Below are 21,210 nucleotides of genomic sequence, written 5' to 3' on the forward strand. Positions count from 1 at the left end.
CAACTTCGCTTCACATCACCTCGTTCAGCGAGCCGCGCATTTTACAGACCTTTTCGATCCAGTCAAGCAGTTTTTTTTAACTTTCCAAAACTTGCTTAACAGCGCTTTGCTTTCTCAGCGAGCCGCGCATTTTACAGACCTTTTTAAATCGGTCAAGGAGAATTTTCATTTCTTTAAACTCTCCTGCGAGCCCCGCCGTTCAAGCGAGGTGCGCATTCTACCCACCCCAGATTTCCGGTCAAGTCCTTTTTGCCACTGTTACAAAATAATTACAACTGAGACTAGTTGAGCCTGTATTACTTACCAATAGTAATACGTGCAAACTTGCGCTTACCTACTTGCGCTACCACTACCGCACCCAGTGGTAACTGTAGGCCTCGATCCGTCACCTTCTCACTGTCCAACTTCACACCACCCTGCTCTATCATGCGGAATGCTTCGGAGGTGCTAGTAACCAAGCCGGCTTGCTTTAATAAGGGACCAATGGCGATGGAAGCCTCTTGGATAGTCACACTCACTTCTGGCACATCTTCAGGAATTCCACCTTTTGAACGCAACTCAAAATCGGTAAGGGCATCAACAGCAGCTTGCTTACTATGGAATCGTGCAACGATTTCCTGCGCAAAGCGCACCTTAATATTGCGTGGGTTCTCACCTGCTGCCACAGAGGCGCGCCACTGCTCAATAGTAGCCATTGATTCAAATGACAACAAAGTAATATATCGCCACATCAATTCGTCAGACACTGACATGAGCTTACTAAATATAGTATTGGCTGGTTCAGCAATACCTATATAGTTACCCAAAGATTTGGACATCTTATTAACGCCGTCCAAGCCCTCAAGCAACGGAACAGTGAGAACAGACTGTGGGGCCTGACCAAAATGCTTCTGCAATTCACGACCCATTAATAAGTTAAAGCGCTGGTCAGTACCGCCAAGCTCAATATCCGCCTTCAAGGCTACAGAGTCATACCCCTGCAATAAAGGATAGAGGAACTCATGAATGGCAATTGGCTGGTTGCTTTTGTAACGCTTTTCAAAGTCATCACGTTCCAACATCCGTGCCACGGTGTGTGTTGCTGCCAACTTAAGCATGCCAGCGGCACCAAGTTCATTGATCCAACTTGAGTTGAACACCACTTCAGTCTGCTCAGGCTTGAGTATCTTGAAAACTTGCTCTTGGTAGGTTTGCGCATTGAGCTGCACCTGCTCAGCACTTAATGGCGGGCGGGTAGCACTTTTACCAGTAGGGTCGCCTATCATGCCGGTGAAATCACCAATCAAGAAAAGTACTTGATGGCCGAGATCCTGAAACTGACGCAATTTATTGATCAATACCGCGTGCCCCAAATGCAAATCAGGAGCAGTCGGGTCGAAGCCCGCCTTTACCTTTAATGGTCGCCCAGACTTCAGCTTCTCAATCAGCTCCTGCTCGCCAATCAGGTCATCAATACCACGCTTTATCAGCGCCAAGTCATCGTTCAAATTCGCCATATCTGATAATTATCCGTATCTTAGGATGCTTTTTTGCCTTCACCATGCAGAATTTTTCTGTTAGCATGCCTCATCGTTAATTTGTAACAGTAATGAGGTAGTGACCAGTGCAGCAAACTGAGCAGAGCCAAAAGGAAGTTATTTTAACGCAAAACCCAGCATTAAAAGAACGCAAGCTACGCCTGCGTTGGTTGCTCGCCATTTCCAGCCTGCCACTCTTCGGTATCATTACTGCTTTCGGTATCGCACCACAAACTTCTACGCAGGATATTGCGATTTCCACGATTATTGAGGATATTGCACTCCCTGAGATTTCTACCCCGCTAGTTTCAGAAAATCTCGAAAGCGAAAACTATTGGCAAGCAGATCAAGTCCGCCGCGATGACACCTTGTCCAGCCTAATGGCCCGCTTGAATGTACAGAATAACGAGGCCCTGGAGTTCTTACGCAGAAACGCTGAAGCAAGCGCACTCGCTTCCCAATTGCGACCAGGACGTGCCATTCAAGCTCAGGTCAACGGCAATGGCGAATTGCTCAAACTGCAATACCAACTCAGCCCAACTTCCACTCTTACCGTAGAGCGCACCGATTCTGGTTACCAGGCCAAGACTGGTGAGCCGACCTTTGAAGTTCATAATGTACTGAAAACAGCTGAAATTCGTAGCTCCCTATTTGCAGCTACCGATGCGGCAGACATTCCAGATTCCATCGCCATTCAGATGGCAGAGATTTTCTCTTCCGATATCGACTTCCATAGCGACTTGCGGAAAGGCGATCGCTTTGTCGTCATTTACGAAGCGAAATACAATAACGGCAACTTGGTGAACACCGGCCAAGTTCTGGCTGCTGAATTCACCAATCAAGGCAAGACCTATAAAGCGATTATGTATCGCAATCCCGAAGGTAAAGTCGCGTACTACACACCCGAAGGCAAAAGCCTGCATAAATCTTTCCTGCGCTCCCCACTGGAATTCACGCGTATCAGTTCCGGCTTCACCATGGGTCGCTTCCATCCAATTCTACAGAAAATGCGTGCTCATAAAGGCGTTGATCTTGCAGCCCCTATCGGCACCCGCATTAAAGCACCTGCGGACGGTGTTGTGCAGTTTGTTGGCGTTAAAGGTGGTTACGGTAACGTGATTTACTTGCAACACAGCAATGGCGTCACCACTGTCTATGGCCACCTTTCCCGCTTTGCACCTGGCTTGCGGAATGGCATGAAAGTGTCCCAAGGCGACATCATTGGCAATGTTGGCATGACAGGCATGGCAACCGGACCACATCTGCATTATGAATTCCTGCTCAATGGCATCCACAGGGACCCTCTGAAGGTAGCATTGCCTGCGGCCCAGCCACTCGCACCACAATACCGTGATGCTTTCCTCACTCACAGTGCCAATTTAAGCGCCCAATTACAATTGCTGAGTGCAAGCAACGTCGCGTCGCTTGACTAGTAGTGCAGGCTAAGCTTTTTATTGGCCTGATGTCAGGCACCAGCCTGGATGGTGCCGACAGCGTCATTGCATCTGTTGATCAACATCAATACCAAGTCATCGCGCAACAATTCACGCCCTATCCAGCCACGCTAAAACAACAATTATTGGCACTGCACGATGCAGGCCATAATGAACTGGAAACTGCCGCATTGCTAGGCAATCAGCTTGCGCAGTTGTATGCCCAGAACATTGAAGCACTTTTACAGAATGCCAGGATTGATCGCACGGCTATTTCTGCCATTGGCTGCCACGGGCAGACGATACGCCACCGACCAGAACTCGGTTTTACATTGCAGATAGGCAACCCAGCATTATTAGCCGAGCTGACTGGTATCCGAGTCGTTGCTGATTTCCGTAGCCGTGACATTGCTGCCGGCGGTCACGGCGCACCGCTGGTCCCTGCTTTTCATGCCGCCATATTCTCGTCCACCGATAAGCACCGCGTGGTGCTCAATATTGGCGGCATTGCCAACCTGACCAATCTACCGGCCAACAGTGCAGAGATCACTGGCTTTGACACCGGCCCTGGCAATATGCTGATGGATGCATGGATCCACAAACATCAAGGCAAGGATTACGATGCGAATGGGGATTGGGCTAGCGGTGGCAAACTGATTCCCAAGCTACTACACCAGATGCTTGCGGATCCCTTCTTCTCGATGCCACCACCGAAGAGCACAGGGCGTGATACCTTCAATCTTGCCTGGCTGGAACAACACCTGCACCAGATACAGGATAAAACGGTACCAGAAGATGTACAGCGCACGCTTTTGGAGCTGACTGCGATGACAATTGCCATCGCAGTGACACAGTATTGCGGTAATGTTGATGAGCTGTATGTCTGTGGCGGAGGCGCTTATAATGAAGCCTTGCTGCAACGATTACAGAAACTGCTGCCACGGGTAACCATTGCACAGAGCGATACGCTTGGCCTTAGCGTCAATGCCGTAGAAGCTAGCGCTTTTGCCTGGCTAGCCAGGCAAACCCTGGAGGGTCTGCCCGGCAACCTGCCTGCTGTCACTGGCGCATGCGGCCCGAGAATACTTGGCGCAGTTTATGCTGCGTAATTTGTAACTAACAACCCTCTTGACTCAATAATGATGAAACCAAGCAAAGTCACTCTTACCTTCGATGACGGTTCTGCACCCATCGAATTGCCCATCCTGCCCGGCAAGCTAGGACCCAGTGTCATCGACATTCGCTCCTTGGGCAAGCATGGCTATTTCACTTACGACCCTGGATTTCTTTCCACTGCTTCTTGTGACTCCAATATTACTTATATTGATGGTGAGCAGGGCTTGCTGTTTTATCGCGGTTATCCTATTGAGCAACTGGCAGAACACTCCGACTTCATGGAAGTCAGCTATCTGCTGATGCATGGTGAATTGCCGAATGCTGAGCAAAAGACCAAATTTACCAATACCATCACGCGCCATAGCATGGTGCATGACCAGCTCACGCACATTTTCCGCGGCTTCCGCCGCGATGCGCACCCAATGGCTGTCATGGTAGGCGTTGTTGGCTCCATGTCGGCTTTCTACCACGAAGCGATTGATGTGAGTGATCCGAAAAATCGCGAATTTGCAGCACATCGCTTACTGGCCAAGGTGCCAACCATTGCAGCCTGGAGCTACAAGTACAATATTGGCCAGCCATTCATGTATCCGAAGAACCGCTTTAACTATGCGGAAAACTTCATGCACATGATGTTTGCTACCCCGTGTGAAGACTATGAGCCTAACCCGGTGCTGGCAAAAGCTTTTGAACGCATTCTGATCCTACATGCAGATCATGAGCAGAATGCCTCGACCTCAACCGTGAGGCTCGCAGGCTCCAGTGGCGCCAACCCGTTTGCTTGCGTTGCAGCAGGGATTGCTTCCCTCTGGGGCCCTGCACACGGTGGTGCTAATGAAGCCACATTGAAAATGCTGGAAGAAATTGGCGATGTCAGTCGCATTGGCGAATATATCAAGCGAGCCAAGGACAAAACTGACTCATTCCGGCTGATGGGTTTTGGTCATCGCGTTTATCGCAATATGGACCCACGGGCAGCTATTATGCGCCAGACTTGTCACCAAGTACTGGACGAACTGGGCCTGCATGATGACCCTATGTTCAAACTGGCACTGGAACTGGAAAAGATCGCACTGGAAGATGAATATTTCGTCAGCCGTCAGTTGTATCCTAATGTCGACTTCTACTCCGGTATTGTCATGCGTGCGATGGGCATCCCGAACTCCATGTTCACGGCCATCTTCGCCTTGGCGCGCACCGTTGGTTGGGTTGCACAATGGAATGAAATGATGTCCGACCCCGGCTCCAAGATTGGCCGTCCACGCCAGCTTTACATGGGCCCGGAACGTCGTGACTTTGTACCAATTGATCAGCGTTAAGAAGTTAACGCGCTGATACAAAAGAAAAGGGGCCGATGGCCCCTTTTCTAATTCACGTGCTACCTATGTGTCATTAGGCAGAAAACGATGATCCACAACCACAAGTCGTCGTTGCGTTAGGATTACGAATCACAAACTGAGAGCCCTGCAGGCTATCTTGATAATCAATCTCCGCACCTACCAAGTATTGCAGGCTCATCGGGTCGATCAACAATGTGACACCATCCTTATCAACGGTCGTATCATCGTCGTTGACGATTTCCTCAAAGGTAAAGCCGTACTGAAAGCCAGAACAACCACCGCCGCTCACGAATACGCGCAACTTAAGATCCGGCGACCCTTCTTCATCAATCAATTCTTTTACCTTGCGTGCCGCATTGTCGGTAAAGACTAATGGGCTTGGGATTTCTTCTGTGACAGCATTCATGATGGGTAACTCCTTAAACTAATTGAATTCATTATCCTGCGCGCGACTCGCGCGGTCAATCTTTGCCCTCGGGCATGATAGGGCTTTCTGCTTTGGCAGCATCCCCCAAATAAACCAGCTTGCCCTCAATAATGGCACCGGTGTGGATTTCCAGCGATTTATAATACACATCCCCGCTAATTCTGGATTTAGCAAGCAACTCCAGATAATGACTTGAACGTACCGGTCCTTGCACTTCACCATTCAATACTATGCGAGCCACAGTCACAGCGCCTTCTATGCGCCCTTGCTCACTTAATACCAGCGTACTGGGAGTACCAGAAGACTCACTCACATCCCCCTTGATTTGACCATCGACACGCAAGCCACCATTGAATGTAATATTGCCCTCAATGCGTGTATCGGTGCTGATCAAGGTATCGATGCGGCTTTGTGGTTTATTCTTGCTCTTGAAGAACATGCGTCTACCTTTTTCCAGAAGTGATGCATATCAGCCTCATCCAGGTAATTCTACCTTCTGGCTAATATTGGGCTGTGTCGCCCCGGTTTCAAGAAAGCTGAGTTCAACTTCTTCAGCCGTGATGTTGTCTGGCAAGGCGAAGCTGCCATCCATGCGTTGGTAATACCGGAAATTTACTTTTGCCTGATTGCTATTGGCAGGCTGTAATATCAGTGGAAGCTTGACCACTTGCCCTTGCTGGTTATGGCCCTGCACAATAAAACTTAGACTACCCTGCACTGGCTTGCTGGAATTGCCTTGCTGGGATAGCACCAAGTGATATTGATAATGCCCAGGCTCCTTGGCCTTCTCGACAAACAAGCGAGTCAATTTCACCGACTTAACAACAGCATCACCATTTTGCATGCTTTTATAAAACGCCAAGTCTTCCTTGAGTTTGATTAACTCATCTTGCACCTGCTCGAAATCATTTGCCAGCTTGTCCTGCGCTGCCCGTTGTACCTGCAATTGCCGCTCCGCCATGACAGTACGACTTATCAGCTCCTGCTTGCTCGGCTCGTTTGCATCCACCATACCCAGGGTACCACTGACATTCAACCGCCAATAAGCCAGCAGATATCCCACGATGACAAGCCCCACGATCATGAGCCAGCGCCAATACCAGGCCCGGTGAGACTTAATGGCTACCGGCTTGGTTGGCTTATGGAAGTGACGCTTAACGCGGCGTGAAAGTCGCTTCATCTAACGCTCAAGGTAGCAACGGCACAATATTCAAGCCGGCCTGCTCATCCAGATCAAACATGATATTCATGTTCTGCACTGCCTGACCGGCGGCTCCCTTCACTAGGTTATCCTGCACCACGATGATCGTGAGATAACCGCTATCTGCTTGGGGATGGAGCGCTAAACGCAATTGGTTGGCTCCACGCACTGAGCGCGTTTCGGGCAAGCTACCCGGAGGTAATACGTCGACAAACGCCTCTCCCTGATAACGCGCTTCATACAAGCCCTGGATATCTGTTTTCAAACCCAATGCCGAAAGTTTGACATAGATAGTGGACAACATACCGCGAATCATCGGGATTAAATGTGGCACAAAAATAAACTGCACCTGCTCACCTGCGATCTGCTGCAGCTGCGCATGAATTTCAGGATGATGCCGGTGTCCCGCAACACCATAGGCTTTCATATTATCGCTGGACTCTGCAAACAAAGTGGCAACTTCTGCCTTTCTACCTGCGCCAGAAACGCCGGACTTGGAATCGGAGATAATAGGCACCGATAAATCGATCAACCCTTGCTCCAGCAAAGGAGCCAATCCCAGCAATACGGTGGTCGGGTAACATCCTGGATTGCCAATGACTTGTGCAGCACGCACTTTGTCACGATATAGCTCAGGGATACCATAGGCGGCATCGGCCAAAATCTCTGGGCAACTATGGGACAGCTTATACCATTGCTCAAATACTGCCGTGTCCTGCAAGCGGAAGTCCGCAGCTAAATCGATGACTTTTACTCCCGCAGCCACTAGTGCCTTGGCCTGACTCATAGCCACACCATGCGGTGTCGCGAAAAACACAACGTCACACAAAGTCAGATCAGCTTGTGCGGGATCGGTAAATGCAAGGTTCACACGCCCACGTAAGCTAGGGAACATATCCGCCACTGGCAGGCCCGCTTCGCCGCGTGAAGTAATCACACTCAATTCTACATCCGGATGTAGGGCCAAGAGTCGCAATAACTCGACACCGGTATATCCAGTACCGCCAACAATGCCAACCTTTATCTTTTTGCTTTGCATCACTTGAACTTACCTTCCGCATGCCCCATGGCATATCCACAGGAAATCTATAGTAACAAAACCCCAAGACATTTTGAAAACAGCCAAAACAAAAAAGCCGCAACAAGTGCGGCTTTTTTGATGATACGGCAGTAAAGCTTAGCGCTTGGAGAACTGCTTACGACGACGTGCTTTACGCAGGCCGACTTTCTTACGCTCAACTTCACGTGCATCACGAGTCACGAAACCTGCCTTGGACAGGGCGCTCTTCAGAGCAGCATCGTAATCGATCAGTGCACGGGTAATACCGTGACGCACTGCACCAGCTTGACCGGACTCGCCACCGCCAGTGACGTTCACCAGAATGTCGAAGCTCGCTTCGTTTTCTGTCAAAGCCAATGGTTGACGCAGGATCATGCGTGATGTCACGCGGGAGAAGTATTCGTCAGCAGGCTTGTCGTTAACAACGATGTTACCGCTACCGGACTTCAGGAATACACGAGCTACCGAACTCTTGCGGCGGCCAGTACCGTAGTTATATTTACCAATCATCGCTGCTTATCCTTACGCTTGACTTTGGATTACCAATGGTTGCGGCTGTTGTGCAGCATGGTCATGCTTCTCGCCAGCGTAGACCTTGAGCTTGCGGAACATCGCATAACCCAGTGGGCCCTTAGGCAGCATACCCTTGACAGCTTTTTCCAGGGCACGGCCTGGGAAACGCTCTTGCATCTTGCCAAAAGTAGTTGTGGAAATACCGCCTGGGTAACCACTGTGGCGGTGGTACTTCTTGTCCAGCGCCTTGTTGCCAGTTACCTTGATCTTGTCGGCATTGATCACAACAATATAATCGCCCGTATCTACGTGCGGTGTGTAAATAGTCTTGTGCTTACCACGCAGGCGGTGCGCAATTTCACTCGCCAAACGGCCTAGCACCAAATCCGTAGCGTCAACTACGAACCAGTCGCGCTTTACTTCATGCGCTTTTGCAGAAAAGGTCTTCATCGGACAAACCAATATTCGCTGAAAAAATTAAGAGGCGGATTGTAAGTCAAGGCTTCACGCTTTGTCAAACATTTATGAGCTAGATTTTTCAATCTGCATAGATACTTAAAATGCATGCTTAAAGATAATCGCTGGCTAGCACGCCAGCAAAGACCACGGCACCCAGCCAGTTGTTATGCAAAAAAGCCTTGAAACAAGACATGCGATCACGCTCACGGATCAAGGTGTAATGATACAGCGCAATCAATGCTGCAGCCACCAATCCGGCGAAATACGGCCAGGGTTGCTGCAAACGCACCCCGACCCATGCCATCAACGCCAAGAACACGATATAGCACGACATGACGGCAGCAATATCCAGCCGCCCAAAGAAAACAGCGGAAGACCTGATGCCTATCTTGAGGTCATCGTTGCGATCGACCATGGCATACTCGGTGTCATAGGCAACCGCCCAGAATACATTCGCCAACAGCAACAACCAGGCCTCCAGCGGCAATTGACCGGTGATGGCAGCAAATGCCATCGGGATGCCGAAACCGAATGCTATGCCAAGATAAGCCTGGGGAATGGAAAGGAAGCGCTTGGTCAAAGGATAACTAGCGGCAAGGAACAAGGCCGGGAATGACAACGCCACCACCAAGGTGTTCAACTGCAACACCAGTGCAAACGCAACCAGGCTCAAGCCGATTGCGAGCCCAATCGCTTCCCTCCCCGTCACATCCCCGGTCACTAAGGGGCGTTGGCGCGTTCGCTCCACATGACCGTCAAAATTGCGGTCAGCCAGGTCGTTCATGACGCAGCCAGCCGAACGCATCAATATCGTACCGATGATAAAAACAAGCAATACCAAGCTATCCGGCCAGGCTGGGCTAGCCAGCCATATGCCCCACAATGTCGGCCAGAGTAACAACAGGATGCCGATAGGCTTATCCAACCGGGTCAGGCGGTAATAGGCATTCAGCTTGCGTTGAAGAAATGAGAGATTCATTGATTGACAGATGATTGTAGTGCTTTGTTATTTGCTTCAGGTAGCGCCAACACAGCAGGCAAAAATAGCTCCGTCACCAGCACTGCACCTTGATGCAACCTAAAAACCGAGCGCCTGGCCCATACTGGCCCGTAGAGCTGTGGAATATGCGCCGCGGCCAGGCGGTAGAGAAAATGCCGGGGTGAAAGCTTCTTGTATTGCAATGCGTCGCGGCACATGCGTGGATCAGCAAACAAGGCACTGCCCAACGAGTGGTTGCCAAGCCGCCCCAATCCGCGCCAAGCACCACGCATCGCCTGCCTGGGCAATACGCTATGAGCAAATACGACAGCCTCTCCATCGCAGCGCAAGATAACATCCCGCAGCACACTATGCTGCCTAGGCAGCGCATGCAGCATCTGCGCCTCGTGTAAAGGTGGCTTTGCCCTTGCCTGCCGCACAGGCTGTACAGCGAACTGGCGACTATGCCGCTGCAAGCGCAGCGTTAGCGAACCGCGCTCGCTCAACCAGTGACGATAATGTTGCGATCCCATGGGCTTTTTGAGCCAGCGGTCTCGCATCTGCGGGAAATGAACTAAGACTTTCACCGAGCGATTATCTCAGACTTTGACCAATTCTTCCGCATGGCCAAGCCAGCGAGCCAGATGCGCCTCTGCCGCCTGTGGCACTTGCTCCAGCAATTTAGCTGCGATATCGCGAGCGGATTCAAGCAAATCCTGGTCACGTTCAAGGTCGGCAATCTTCAACATGGGCAGCCCGCTCTGCCGCACCCCCATGAACTCGCCCGGTCCACGCAAGGCCAGATCGGCCTGGGCAATGGCAAAGCCATCGCTGGATTCATAAATAATCCTGAGGCGCGCCCGCGCAGTTTCGGAGAGCTTGCCATCCTGGTAAAGCAAAATGCAGCTACTCTTAGCGGCCCCCCGCCCAACACGGCCACGCAACTGGTGCAACTGCGCCAATCCCATGCGCTCGGCATGCTCAATCACCATCAAGCTGGCATTAGGCACATCCACGCCAACTTCAATGACAGTAGTCGCCACCAGCAATTGGGTTTCACCTGCACTGAAAGCCGCCATCACGGCCTGCTTCTCCACAGGTTTCATGCGTCCATGTACCAGTCCCACCCGCAATTGCGGGAAAGTCTCACGTAAGCTCTCATAGGTATCGGTCACGGTTTGCAATTGCAGCGCCTCGGACTCTTCAATCAAGGGGCACACCCAATAGGCTTGCCGTCCTTCCATGCAAGCCTGCTGCACTCGCTCCAGCACTTCGTCGCGCCGTGCATCCGACACCAAGCGGGTGACGATAGGCGTGCGCCCAGGCGGCAACTCATCAATCACCGAAACATCCAGGTCAGCAAAATAGCTCATGGACAGGGTGCGTGGGATAGGCGTAGCACTCATCATTAACTGGTGCGGCTGCACACCCTTCTGCCGCAAAGAAAGCCGCTGCTGCACGCCAAAACGATGCTGCTCGTCGACGATCGCCAACGCCAGCCTCTTAAACACGACTTGATCCTGAAACAAGGCGTGAGTGCCAATCACCAGTTGCGCCTCTCCTTTTTCCACGGCTGCCATCATTTCCCGCCGCTCCTTCTTACCCTGGCTGCCAGAAAGCCAAGCCACTTGGATACCTAGCGGTGCCAGCCAGCCCTGCATTTTCTGGTAATGCTGTTCGGCAAGGATTTCGGTAGGCGCCATGATGGCAGCCTGCCAGCCATTTTCAATCGCTTGCAAAGCGGCCATGGCAGCGACGATCGTTTTGCCACTGCCTACATCGCCTTGCAATAATCGCTGCATGGGATGTGACTGTTGCAAGTCGCGGCTGATTTCCACTGCTACATGTTGCTGGGCCTGGGTCAAGGCAAAAGGCAAGCTACGCAATAGTGCAGTCACCAAGCTTTTGGACTGGGCCAAGGCTGGCGCACCTTGATGTCTACGCCGAGCATGATGCTTCAGCATAGAAAGCTGTTGCGCCAGCAACTCATCAAAGGCCAGCCTGCGCCAGGCTAAATGATCACGCGACTCTATGCTCGCCAGATCAACACCAGGCTCAGGATGATGTAGTTGCCGCAGGCTATCTGCAAAAGCAGGCAAACCTAGCGCTTGATAAGTGGCAGGAGGCAGGATTTCTGCAGTATCTGCCTGCTGTAATGCCCAGCTTATCCATTTACGCAGTGTCGCCTGGCTCAGGCCAGCCGTCGTTGGGTATAAAGGCGTCAATGCATCGGCAACGGGCGCATCCTCTTCGGCCTGTTTGCATTGCGGATGTACCATCTCCCAACCGAAGAAACCGCCGCGTACCTCACCGAAGGCGCGAATATGTTTACCCTCTTTCAGGCTGGCGACCTGACTGGGGTAAAAATGCAGGAATCGCAGCACAAGCTGGCCGGTATCATCGCGCAACCGGCAAATCAAGGCTTTGCGCGGACGGTATTGGACTTCGGCATGCACGATCTCGCCCTGCACCTGGGCTTGCTCGCCAGCACGCAGCTCACGAATGGGCGTGATGCGGGTTTCATCAAGATAGCGTAACGGCAAGTGCAGCAATAAACCCTGCACATTCACAATGCCGAGTTTGGCAAGACGCCCCTGCAATGCAGGGGTCATGCCTTTGATACCGTCAAGCTTGCTATTGGCGGGTAATGTGGGCGCCATGATCTTGGGGAAAGGACTGATCCTGGCGTGATTTATTGCAGGTGATTAAGCACCGATCTCCAGCACGCCATCTGCCTCAACCAAGGCATTGCGTGGCAACTGTGCCACACCAACGGCAGCACGTGCAGGGTAAGGCTGGGTGAAATACTCTGCCATGATGGTATTGACCAAGGCGAAGTGGCCAAGATCTGTCAGGAAGATATTGAGCTTGACCACATCGGCCAGCGAGCCACCAGCCGCCTCTGCCACCGCCTTGAGGTTCTTGAATACGCGATGCACCTGCGCCTCAATGCCATCCACCATTTCCATCGTGGCAGGATCAAGACCGATCTGACCGGACAGATATACGGTGCTGCCGTTAACCTTGACTGCCTGGGAATAGGTACCAATTGCCTGTGGTGCGCCATCGGTGTGGATGATTTGCTTTGCCATGAATCTCTCCTGAATTGCTTAGGTTTATTGAAATATTTGAATTGCAGCGTAAGTGAGCACTACTGCACGCGCTGTTCCGCACCCGACCCCTTGACGCGGTTGATACGGACGACATCGGGAATCTTGCGCAAGCGCCGCATGAGCTCGGCCAAATGCACACGGTTTTCCACCTGCACAGTGAAGTTCATATTGGTGTAAGTGCTGTTGTCTGCCTCTTCCATGCTGACATTGTCAATATTCGAGCCAGCCTCGGCAATCCCGGAAGCAATCTTTGCCAGCATACCGCGGCGATTTGCCACCACCAGCTTGAGGCTGACCTTGTATAGCCTGTGTCCCTGCGGATCCCACTCCACATCCAGCCACTTATCGGGGTCAAGGCGGAATTTACGGATAGCCGGGCAATCGTGGGTATGGATCACCAGCCCCTTGTCCTTGTTGATGAAGCCCAGGATGGGATCACCAGGGATGGGGCGGCAGCATTGGGCAAACTGCACCGCCATGCCTTCGGAGCCGCGAATGGTGATGGTATCGAGCACTTTGGGTGCAATTTTCTGCTGCTCGGCCACCACTTCCTGCTGGCCCGCCTGCGCCATCAACTGATGTGCCACCATGACATTGAGGCGCTTGCCCATGCCAATATCCGCAAGGATTTCATCCTTGCTCTTGGCACCATAGTCACGCACCAACCGCTGCCAGGCAGAATCATCAATCGTCGCAGGGTTGGCATGTAGTGCCCGCAGGGCTTGGTTCAACATGCGCTCACCCAACAATGCCGACTCGGTGGACTGCATGGATTTGAGGTAATGCCGGATATGCGCGCGCGCCTTGCCCGTCAGCACATAATTGAGCCATGCAGGGTTAGGATGTGCGTGAGCTGCGGTAATGATCTCGACGTGGTCGCCATTGTGCAGCTCGGTACGCAGCGGCGCCAGCTCCTGGTTGATTTTCACCGCCACGCAGCGGTTGCCGATGTCGGTATGCACCGCATAGGCAAAATCCACGGCTGTCGCGCCCTTGGGCAAGGCCATGATGGTACCCTTGGGCGTAAAGACGTAGACCTCGTCCGGGAACAAGTCCACCTTGAAATGCTCAAGAAACTCCAGCGAATCCGAGCTCTCGTTCTGGATGTCCAGCAAACGCTGCAACCATTGGTGCGTCTGCTGCTGCAAGGCAGTCAGGTGAGCATCCGTGGTTTTGTATAGCCAATGCGCAGCTACGCCAGCATCGGCGATGTTATGCATTTCGCGGCTACGGATCTGGATTTCTATCGGCGTGCCAAAAGGGCCGAACAATGTTGTATGCAATGACTGGTAGCCATTGGCTTTAGGGATGGCAATGTAATCCTTGAACTTGCCAGGAATCGGCTTGTATAACCCATGCAGCACGCCCAAGGCGGCATAACAGGTAGGCAAATCGCGTACGATCACGCGAAAACCGTAAATATCGTATATCTGCGAGAAAGTAACGGTCTTGCCCGTCATTTTCCTGTAAATGCTGTAAAGATGCTTTTCACGCCCCGTGACTTCAGCATCAATATGCTGATCCTTGAGGCGCTGGTTGATGGCATCTAGGATCTTGCCAACCACTTCCTTGCGGTTGCCGCGCGCCGCCATGACGGCTTTGGAAATCACGCGATGGCGCATAGGGTAAAGATACTTGAAGCTCAAGTCTTCCAGCGTCTGGTAAATCTCGTTGAGCCCAAGGCGGTTGGCAATCGGCGCATAGATATCCAGCGTTTCACGCGCAATGCGCCGCTGCTTTTCCGGCTTCATGACATCCAGCGTGCTCATGTTATGCAGGCGATCAGCCAGCTTGACCAAAATCACGCGCACATCTTGCGACATGGCCAGCAACATTTTGCGGAAATTCTCCGCCTGAGCCTGGGTTGCGCTCTGGAACTCGATCTTGTCGAGCTTGGACAAGCCATCGACCAAGTCGGCCACTTGCTTGCCGAACTTCTCGCCAATTTCCTGCTTGGTAACGCCGGTATCCTCCACCACATCGTGGAGCAAAGCGGCAATCAGGGTGGGAGGGTCAAGATGCAATTCCGCCAGGATGCCAGCGACACTGACGGGATGGATCACATAAGGCTCACCACTGCGGCGTACCTGACCTTCATGCGCAGCAGCGCTGAAACGGTAGGCATCCCAGATATGGTCGATGTCGTCTTGCTTGAGGTATTCCCGCAGGCGCAGGGTGAGTTGGGAGTCTTCGCTGTCGGCTGGCAGCAAAGGTGGGGGTATAACTGGTTCGGCTGGTCTTTTGGCTGCGGTTTTGGGCATAAATTCCAGTAATTACTTAATGCTACATCGTCGCAAACCCGGGATCATGCGCTGGCACCATCCCGGCTGCATCACCAGCTCGCATCACTACACGGTTGGCGTTAGGCCTGTCCGCGGTTCAATACTTCCAGACCCACCTTGGAGGCTGCGATTTCACGCAGGGCCAATACAGTAGGCTTGTCCTTGCTACCATGGGCATTCACCAATGGCTCGGAGCCATTGGCAAGCTGACGTGCACGATAAGCAGCTACAAGGGTCAACTGGAAACGATTAGGAATCTTTTCCAGACAGTCATCAACGGTAATACGGGCCATGTTACGAATATCTCCTGAATTTTGTCATCATTGCCATGCACTGTCGGCAGTTCAAAGCAGTTTCTGCACCACATCCTGATAGCGCACTAGCTGCTTTTCACGTCGTAATCTCTGGCTGCGGATAATCGCGCGCAAATCTTCCAGTGCATGTTCGAATCTGTCGTTAATTGTAACATAGTCGAATTCTGCCACGTGGCGCATCTCATCCCGCGCGGCAGCAAGCCGACGGACAATCACCTCGGCACTATCCTGCGCACGATTGTTCAGGCGTTGCGCCAGCGCCTCCATCGAAGGCGGCAAGATAAAGATGCTAATCGCTTCGGCATATTGGTTGCGCACCTGCTGGGCACCTTGCCAATCGATTTCCAGGATCAGGTCATATCCCTCTGCCAGCACAGCATTCACCGTAGACTGCGATGTGCCGTAATAGGCACCGTGCACCTGGGCACTTTCCAGGAAGTCGCCATGATTGAGCAATTCCACAAACCGCGACTCCTCGACAAAGTGGTAATGCACGCCATCTTCCTCGCCAGGCCGTGGCTGACGAGTCGTGTGGGATACCGAGAGCTTGATATGCTCATCACCATCAAGCAGGGCACGCACTAGCGAAGTTTTCCCGGCACCCGATGGAGCGGTGATGATAAATAGATTGCCTTTCATAGCCTTGTGTTCCGTCGTGCAAACTTAAAAAAATTAAACCCGTTGCGCCAGTCTGCGCTTGTAGAAAATGGATGACAAGAACGCCGCCATGATGAATACCACGCCGATAAGGCCAGTCACCACTTCAGGCACGGGCCGGTAGATGGTATAGAACATGATCAACCCGAGCACCCCGATCGCATAATGCGCCCCGTGCTCCAGATAAACATAGTTGTCGAGCGTACCCTTGTATACCAACCGCACGGTCATGGAGCGCACGAACATTGCGCCTATGGTCAGGCCCAGCATAATGATGACCACATCACGCGTAATCGCGAATGCACCGATCACGCCATCAAATGAGAACGAGGCATCGAGGATTTCCAGATAGAGAAAACCCATTGCGCCATTACGCTTTGCCGTCTTGGCAAAAGCATCGCCTTCGGCCTGCGAGGAGAAAAATCCGCTCAGGCTATCAATCACAACGTACAAGACCACCCCGCTCAGCCCTGCCAGTAGGATAGTCAGTCGCTCAGCTTGGGAGATGGGCAGGAAATTCTGCAAACCTAGCAAGATCAATAAAATCACGATGATCTTGATCGACTCCATACTGCCCAGCTTGCCAAACACGGCTTCCAGGCGGCCCAACCAGTGCAACTCTTTATCGGGGTCAAACAGGAAGCTCAGGAACACCAGGAACAAGAAAGAGCCGCCAAACGCTGCAATCGCATCGTGGCCATCATCAAGGTAATCCGCATACAACACTGGGTTGTTGATCGCCATATTCGCGACTTCCATCAACCCTTGATCAGTTGCCACCGCCACCAGCAATAAAGGAAACAGCAAGCGTACGCCGAATACTGCAATCAATATGCCCACCGTCAGGAAAATATGCCGCCATTTTTCATCCATTTCCTTGAGGATGGAGGCATTGACCACGGCATTGTCGAACGACAGGCTGACTTCCATGATGCCGAGGATCAGCGCCACGCTCAGTGCAGGCCAGATGCCGGCCACCCCGCCCTTGATTTCATAGCCCCAAAGCGCGGCCAGCCCGAGGCAGAGGAAAGTGACGAAAAAAGAATATCTGAAATCGCGCATTGCTTAAGTTCCGGATCTAATGATGTTCACGGCCTGACACCACAAGCTGAAGCCGTCGGGATGATTATTCGATGTTCTGCACTTGTTCGCGCATTTGCTCAATCAACAGCTTGAGCGCCATGGCAACCTGGGATACTTCGGTGGACACGGACTTGGAGGCCAGGGTATTGGCTTCACGGTTCAATTCCTGCATGAGAAAGTCCAGCTGCTTGCCTGCTGGGCTACCAGCTTCAAGTATGCGTTTGACTTCCTCAATATGCGCCCCAAGGCGGCTCAGCTCTTCGTCTACATCAATACGCTGGGCAAAGATGGTGAGCTCCTGGCGCACGCGCTCTTCATCTGTCGCGCCTAAAGCTTCCTTGAGTTTGGCTGTCAGGCGTTCCTGGTAGATTTTCACCTGTTCGGGCAACAAGGGACGTACCTTGGCAACCAGGCCTTCCATTTCCGCCAGGCGTTCAAGGATGATGGCCTTGAGCTTGCTGCCCTCGCGAGCACGTGCCTCGGTCATTTTCTGCACCAGCTTCAGCAGGCTATCCTGTATAGCCGCCGCCAGTGCTTCATGGTCTGTGCCCTCGCCTAATATCACACCTGGCCAGCGCAGGATATCGGCAACGCTTAATGGACGGCTTTCCGGGAAGTGGCGTTGCACGCTGACGGTCATCTGCGCCAATTGCTGCAAGACTGTGTCATCCAATTGCACCTGACGCTGCTCAGAAGCCTGGTGTACCAAACTGATGCGGCATTCCACCTTGCCACGTTTAAGGCGGCTACTAATCAGCTCTCGCACCTGCGGCTCAAACATGCGCACATTGTCATCCAGCTTGAGTTGCAGCTCCAGGTAACGATGATTGACCGAGCGTAACTCGAGCACCAGAACACCATGGCTAATCTCTTGCTCCAGCGAAGCATATCCGGTCATGCTGAAAATCATGTTGATGCACATTCCTGATTAAATTTGGCCCATGGTATCAAATCCCGAGCGTTTCATGACAGAATAGCCTGCAAATTATAGGTTTTACCCTTGCCGCTTACTTAGTCACCCGCCCATGCATGCCAACCAGAATCTTGCCCTGCCTCCAGGCTATCAATTGCAGGGCTATGAAATCAAAAAGCTTCTCAGCGCCGGTGGATTCAGCTTCGTCTATATTGCCCGCGACCTGGAAAACGACAGCACTGTCGCCATCAAGGAATATCTTCCCAATATGCTCGCCTTGCGCAAGGAGGGCGACCAAGTACGCATCCCGACCAATGAAGCGGCAGCAGGGTTCCGCTTTGGCCTGAAATGTTTTTTCGAGGAAGGCCGGGCGCTGGCGAACATTGAGCACAAGAATATCGTGCGCGTGCAAAACTTCTTCCGCGCCAATGATACGGTGTATATGGTGATGCGCTACGAGCGCGGGAAATCACTACAGGAATATGTGCTCGCCCGCGATAGCGCCCTACCCGAAACCATGCTGCGCAGTATTTTCAGCCAGTTGCTGAATGGCCTGCGTGAAGTACATGCACAAAAGCTGCTGCATCTCGACATCAAGCCCGCCAATATTTATATCCGCCTGGATGGCTCACCAGTATTACTCGATTTCGGCTCTGCCCGCATGGCACTCAACGAAGCATCCAACAAGCTACCACCCAGCTACACCCCAGGCTTTGCCTCTCCCGAACAATATGGCGACCGCAAGCAACTCGGCCCCTGGAGCGATGTCTACAGCATCGGCGCCAGCATGTATGCCTGCTTGCTGCAAGCAGCGCCCCAGGCCGCTGATCAGCGCGTCAACAAGGATTTGTTGATTCCTGCCAGCAAACTAGGCAAGGGAAAATACTCCCGCAATCTGCTGGGGATTATTGATAGCTGCATGGCCCTGGATTACATGGAGCGCCCGCCTAGTGTGTTTGCCTTGCAGAAATCATTGCTGGAGGCTGTGCCACTGCCCGCACGCCACGGCTGGCTACACAAGATTACCTCGCTGTTCACCCAGGATTAAGGGAGGTTGTATCCATGAAATTCACGATTCACCAAAGTAGCCGCAGCGGCGGACGCCCGGTCAATCAGGATCGGGTCGCCTACTCCTATAGCAAGAACGCTGTGCTGCTAGTGCTCGCCGACGGTATGGGCGGACATCACCACGGCGAAGTCGCGGCGCAACTGGCCGTCAAGATGTTGACAGGCGCATTCCAGCGCGCCGCCAAGCCAGACCTGGACGATGTCACAGACTTCTTGCAAACCGAGATTGTGAAACTGCATGAGGCCATTCATCAACTGGCAGAAAACCGTGGCCTGGATGAAACGCCCAAGACCACACTGGTGGTGGGTATCCTGCAAAACAATACGCTGTACTGCGCGCATATAGGCGACTCACGCCTGTATCACTTCCGTCACGGCAAACGCCTATCCCGTACTGAAGACCACTCCATCGTGCAAATGATGTTGAAACAAGGCAAGCTGGATGCAGTTTCCGTCATGCACCACCCTGACCGACACAAAATCTACAATTGCCTGGGAAGCGAACTCCCTCCCACCATCGAGATCGCCCCACCTCGCCAGCTCCAAGCCGGTGACCAAATATTGCTCTGCAGTGATGGCCTGTGGTCACAACTCAGCGATGAACGCATACAGGATATTCTCCACACGGGTCTTGGTGTCGCACATGCGGTGCCTAGCCTGCTAGACGCGGCAGAAAAACTGGGCGGAAAAAACATGGACAACCTAAGTGCCGTCGGCGTGCAATGGGAGAGCAAGTCTGAACAGCCACTGACGATTTCCACATTGGAGATGTCACTCGCACAGTCGCACACCATTCTCGGGCTAACAGAGCCTGATGAGCACGGTATTGCCGCAATGGCTGCGGACCTTGATGAAGAAGATATAGAGCGTGCTATTGCCGAAATCAACGCTGCCATCAAGCGCAGCAAGTTACCTTAAGGCCTTGCTTGGCCGCGCCCTCGCGCAACTCCGCTGTCGAGCGTCACTTAACTCATAGGCATCGCGCTATAATATGCGCTTTGAAAATTCAGGAAACACCATGCGTCCCAGCAACCGTGCCCCAGACCAGTTACGTCACGTCGAGATCATCCGCCATTACACCAAGCATGCGGAAGGCTCTGTGCTGGTCAAGTTCGGTGATACGCATGTACTGTGTACCGCCAGTGTTGAAGAGAAAGTCCCGCCTTTCCTGCGCGGCAAGAACCAAGGCTGGACCACGGCCGAATACGGCATGCTGCCCCGTTCCACTGGCAGCCGCATGGACCGCGAAGCCGCGCGCGGCAAGCAATCTGGCCGTACCCAGGAAATCCAGCGCTTGATTGGCCGCAGCCTGCGCGCCGTGATTGACCTCGAAAAGCTCGGCGAGCGCACCATCCACCTAGATTGTGACGTCATCCAGGCTGACGGTGGCACGCGCACTGCCAGCATCACCGGCGCTTATGTCGCGCTGCATGATGCCATCAGCTTTTTGCTGAACAAGGGGCTGATCCAGGAGTCGCCACTGCGTGACGCGGTAGCCGCTATCTCAGTCGGCGTTTACCAAGGCAACCCCGTGCTGGATCTGGATTACATCGAAGATTCCGCCTGCGATACCGACATGAACATCGTCATGACCGGAAGCGGCGGCTTTGTCGAGATTCAGGGTACTGCCGAAGGTGAGCCATTCCAGCGTGATGCCATGAACCGCATGCTGGAACTGGCCGAAAGCGGCATCCGCACTCTATTGCTTAAGCAGAAAGAAACGCTGGGGCTGTAA

General features: G+C 52.6%; 23 protein-coding genes. 7 read left to right on the plus strand and 16 right to left on the minus strand.

The genetic code is table 11. From position 1 onward, the window contains the following. Positions 1-289 (plus strand): hypothetical protein (locus tag ACIKP9_RS09610; RefSeq protein ID WP_400881955.1); only part of this gene is annotated, 289 nt, incomplete at its 5' end. A 7-nt stretch (positions 290-296) separates the two neighbouring features. Here the strand turns inward: ACIKP9_RS09610 and tyrS are convergent. Further along, complete coding sequence (tyrS, locus tag ACIKP9_RS09615) at positions 297-1,496, minus strand: tyrosine--tRNA ligase (protein WP_400881957.1); 1,200 nt, start codon at positions 1,494-1,496, stop codon at positions 297-299. Positions 1,497-1,603: 107 nt separating this feature from the next. On the opposite strand from tyrS, the gene ACIKP9_RS09620 reads away from it, so the two are divergent. From ACIKP9_RS09620 to gltA, 3 genes are read left to right on the plus strand one after another with little or no spacing between them, the layout of a single operon-like run. After that, complete coding sequence (locus tag ACIKP9_RS09620; RefSeq protein ID WP_400881959.1) at positions 1,604-2,950, plus strand: peptidoglycan DD-metalloendopeptidase family protein; 1,347 nt, start codon at positions 1,604-1,606, stop codon at positions 2,948-2,950. Between the two features lie 2 nt (positions 2,951-2,952). Then, complete coding sequence (locus ACIKP9_RS09625; RefSeq protein ID WP_400881961.1) at positions 2,953-4,059, plus strand: anhydro-N-acetylmuramic acid kinase; 1,107 nt, start codon at positions 2,953-2,955, stop codon at positions 4,057-4,059. A 30-nt stretch (positions 4,060-4,089) separates the two neighbouring features. Continuing rightward, the gene (gene gltA, locus ACIKP9_RS09630) at positions 4,090-5,385 is read left to right on the plus strand and encodes a citrate synthase (RefSeq protein ID WP_400881964.1); all 1,296 of its coding nucleotides are present in this window, start codon (positions 4,090-4,092) and stop codon (positions 5,383-5,385) included. 73 nt (positions 5,386-5,458) lie between these two features. Here gltA and erpA read toward each other — a convergent pair whose 3' ends face one another. From erpA to ACIKP9_RS09705, 15 genes are all read right to left on the minus strand, one after another. After that, positions 5,459-5,812 (minus strand): iron-sulfur cluster insertion protein ErpA, encoded by a 354-nt coding sequence (erpA, locus tag ACIKP9_RS09635; RefSeq protein WP_230348297.1) that lies wholly within the window; start codon positions 5,810-5,812, stop codon positions 5,459-5,461. 55 nt (positions 5,813-5,867) lie between these two features. Then, positions 5,868-6,272, minus strand: coding sequence for a bactofilin family protein (locus tag ACIKP9_RS09640; protein ID WP_400881968.1), 405 nt, complete (start codon positions 6,270-6,272; stop codon positions 5,868-5,870). Between the two features lie 36 nt (positions 6,273-6,308). Then, positions 6,309-7,013, minus strand: a complete 705-nt coding sequence (locus ACIKP9_RS09645) for a DUF6776 family protein (protein WP_400881971.1) — start codon at positions 7,011-7,013, stop codon at positions 6,309-6,311. Positions 7,014-7,020: 7 nt separating this feature from the next. Continuing rightward, positions 7,021-8,073, minus strand: coding sequence for an N-acetyl-gamma-glutamyl-phosphate reductase (gene argC / locus ACIKP9_RS09650; protein ID WP_400883353.1), 1,053 nt, complete (start codon positions 8,071-8,073; stop codon positions 7,021-7,023). Between the two features lie 138 nt (positions 8,074-8,211). Next, positions 8,212-8,604, minus strand: coding sequence for a 30S ribosomal protein S9 (gene rpsI, locus ACIKP9_RS09655; protein ID WP_230348300.1), 393 nt, complete (start codon positions 8,602-8,604; stop codon positions 8,212-8,214). A gap of 12 nt (positions 8,605-8,616) precedes the next feature. Next, on the minus strand, positions 8,617-9,057 hold the full coding sequence (gene rplM, locus ACIKP9_RS09660; RefSeq protein WP_400881973.1) for a 50S ribosomal protein L13: 441 nt from the start codon (positions 9,055-9,057) through the stop codon (positions 8,617-8,619). A 118-nt stretch (positions 9,058-9,175) separates the two neighbouring features. Then, positions 9,176-10,045, minus strand: a complete 870-nt coding sequence (gene ubiA, locus ACIKP9_RS09665; RefSeq protein WP_400881976.1) for a 4-hydroxybenzoate octaprenyltransferase — start codon at positions 10,043-10,045, stop codon at positions 9,176-9,178. Beyond that, positions 10,042-10,578: a chorismate--pyruvate lyase family protein gene (locus tag ACIKP9_RS09670; RefSeq protein WP_400881979.1), complete on the minus strand. Its 537-nt coding sequence runs from the start codon at positions 10,576-10,578 to the stop codon at positions 10,042-10,044. The genes ubiA and ACIKP9_RS09670 overlap by 4 nt, the downstream gene beginning before the upstream one ends. Positions 10,579-10,644: 66 nt before the next feature. Then, a complete protein-coding gene (gene recG / locus ACIKP9_RS09675) occupies positions 10,645-12,705 on the minus strand; it encodes an ATP-dependent DNA helicase RecG (RefSeq protein ID WP_400881981.1) in 2,061 nt (686 codons plus the stop codon). 45 nt (positions 12,706-12,750) lie between these two features. Further along, complete coding sequence (locus ACIKP9_RS09680) at positions 12,751-13,137, minus strand: RidA family protein (RefSeq protein WP_230348304.1); 387 nt, start codon at positions 13,135-13,137, stop codon at positions 12,751-12,753. Positions 13,138-13,196: 59 nt separating this feature from the next. Continuing rightward, positions 13,197-15,419: a RelA/SpoT family protein gene (locus ACIKP9_RS09685; protein WP_400881985.1), complete on the minus strand. Its 2,223-nt coding sequence runs from the start codon at positions 15,417-15,419 to the stop codon at positions 13,197-13,199. Between the two features lie 101 nt (positions 15,420-15,520). Next, positions 15,521-15,733: a DNA-directed RNA polymerase subunit omega gene (rpoZ, locus tag ACIKP9_RS09690; protein ID WP_230348306.1), complete on the minus strand. Its 213-nt coding sequence runs from the start codon at positions 15,731-15,733 to the stop codon at positions 15,521-15,523. A 51-nt stretch (positions 15,734-15,784) separates the two neighbouring features. Beyond that, positions 15,785-16,393 (minus strand): guanylate kinase, encoded by a 609-nt coding sequence (gene gmk / locus ACIKP9_RS09695; RefSeq protein WP_400881988.1) that lies wholly within the window; start codon positions 16,391-16,393, stop codon positions 15,785-15,787. Between the two features lie 33 nt (positions 16,394-16,426). Then, a complete protein-coding gene (locus ACIKP9_RS09700) occupies positions 16,427-17,473 on the minus strand; it encodes a DUF475 domain-containing protein (protein ID WP_400881991.1) in 1,047 nt (348 codons plus the stop codon). A 64-nt stretch (positions 17,474-17,537) separates the two neighbouring features. After that, a complete protein-coding gene (locus ACIKP9_RS09705) occupies positions 17,538-18,404 on the minus strand; it encodes a YicC/YloC family endoribonuclease (protein WP_400881994.1) in 867 nt (288 codons plus the stop codon). Positions 18,405-18,519: 115 nt separating this feature from the next. Between ACIKP9_RS09705 and ACIKP9_RS09710 the strand changes: the two genes are divergently transcribed. From ACIKP9_RS09710 to rph, 3 genes are all read left to right on the plus strand, one after another. After that, entirely contained in the window at positions 18,520-19,455 is a 936-nt protein-coding gene (locus ACIKP9_RS09710; RefSeq protein WP_230348310.1) for a serine/threonine protein kinase, read from the plus strand. A 14-nt stretch (positions 19,456-19,469) separates the two neighbouring features. Beyond that, positions 19,470-20,393 (plus strand): PP2C family protein-serine/threonine phosphatase, encoded by a 924-nt coding sequence (locus ACIKP9_RS09715; RefSeq protein ID WP_400881997.1) that lies wholly within the window; start codon positions 19,470-19,472, stop codon positions 20,391-20,393. A gap of 100 nt (positions 20,394-20,493) precedes the next feature. After that, positions 20,494-21,210, plus strand: coding sequence for a ribonuclease PH (rph, locus tag ACIKP9_RS09720; protein WP_400882000.1), 717 nt, complete (start codon positions 20,494-20,496; stop codon positions 21,208-21,210).

It is taken from the genome of Methylobacillus methanolivorans, from assembly GCF_044751345.1.
GTDB lineage: Bacteria > Pseudomonadota > Gammaproteobacteria > Burkholderiales > Methylophilaceae > Methylobacillus > Methylobacillus methanolivorans.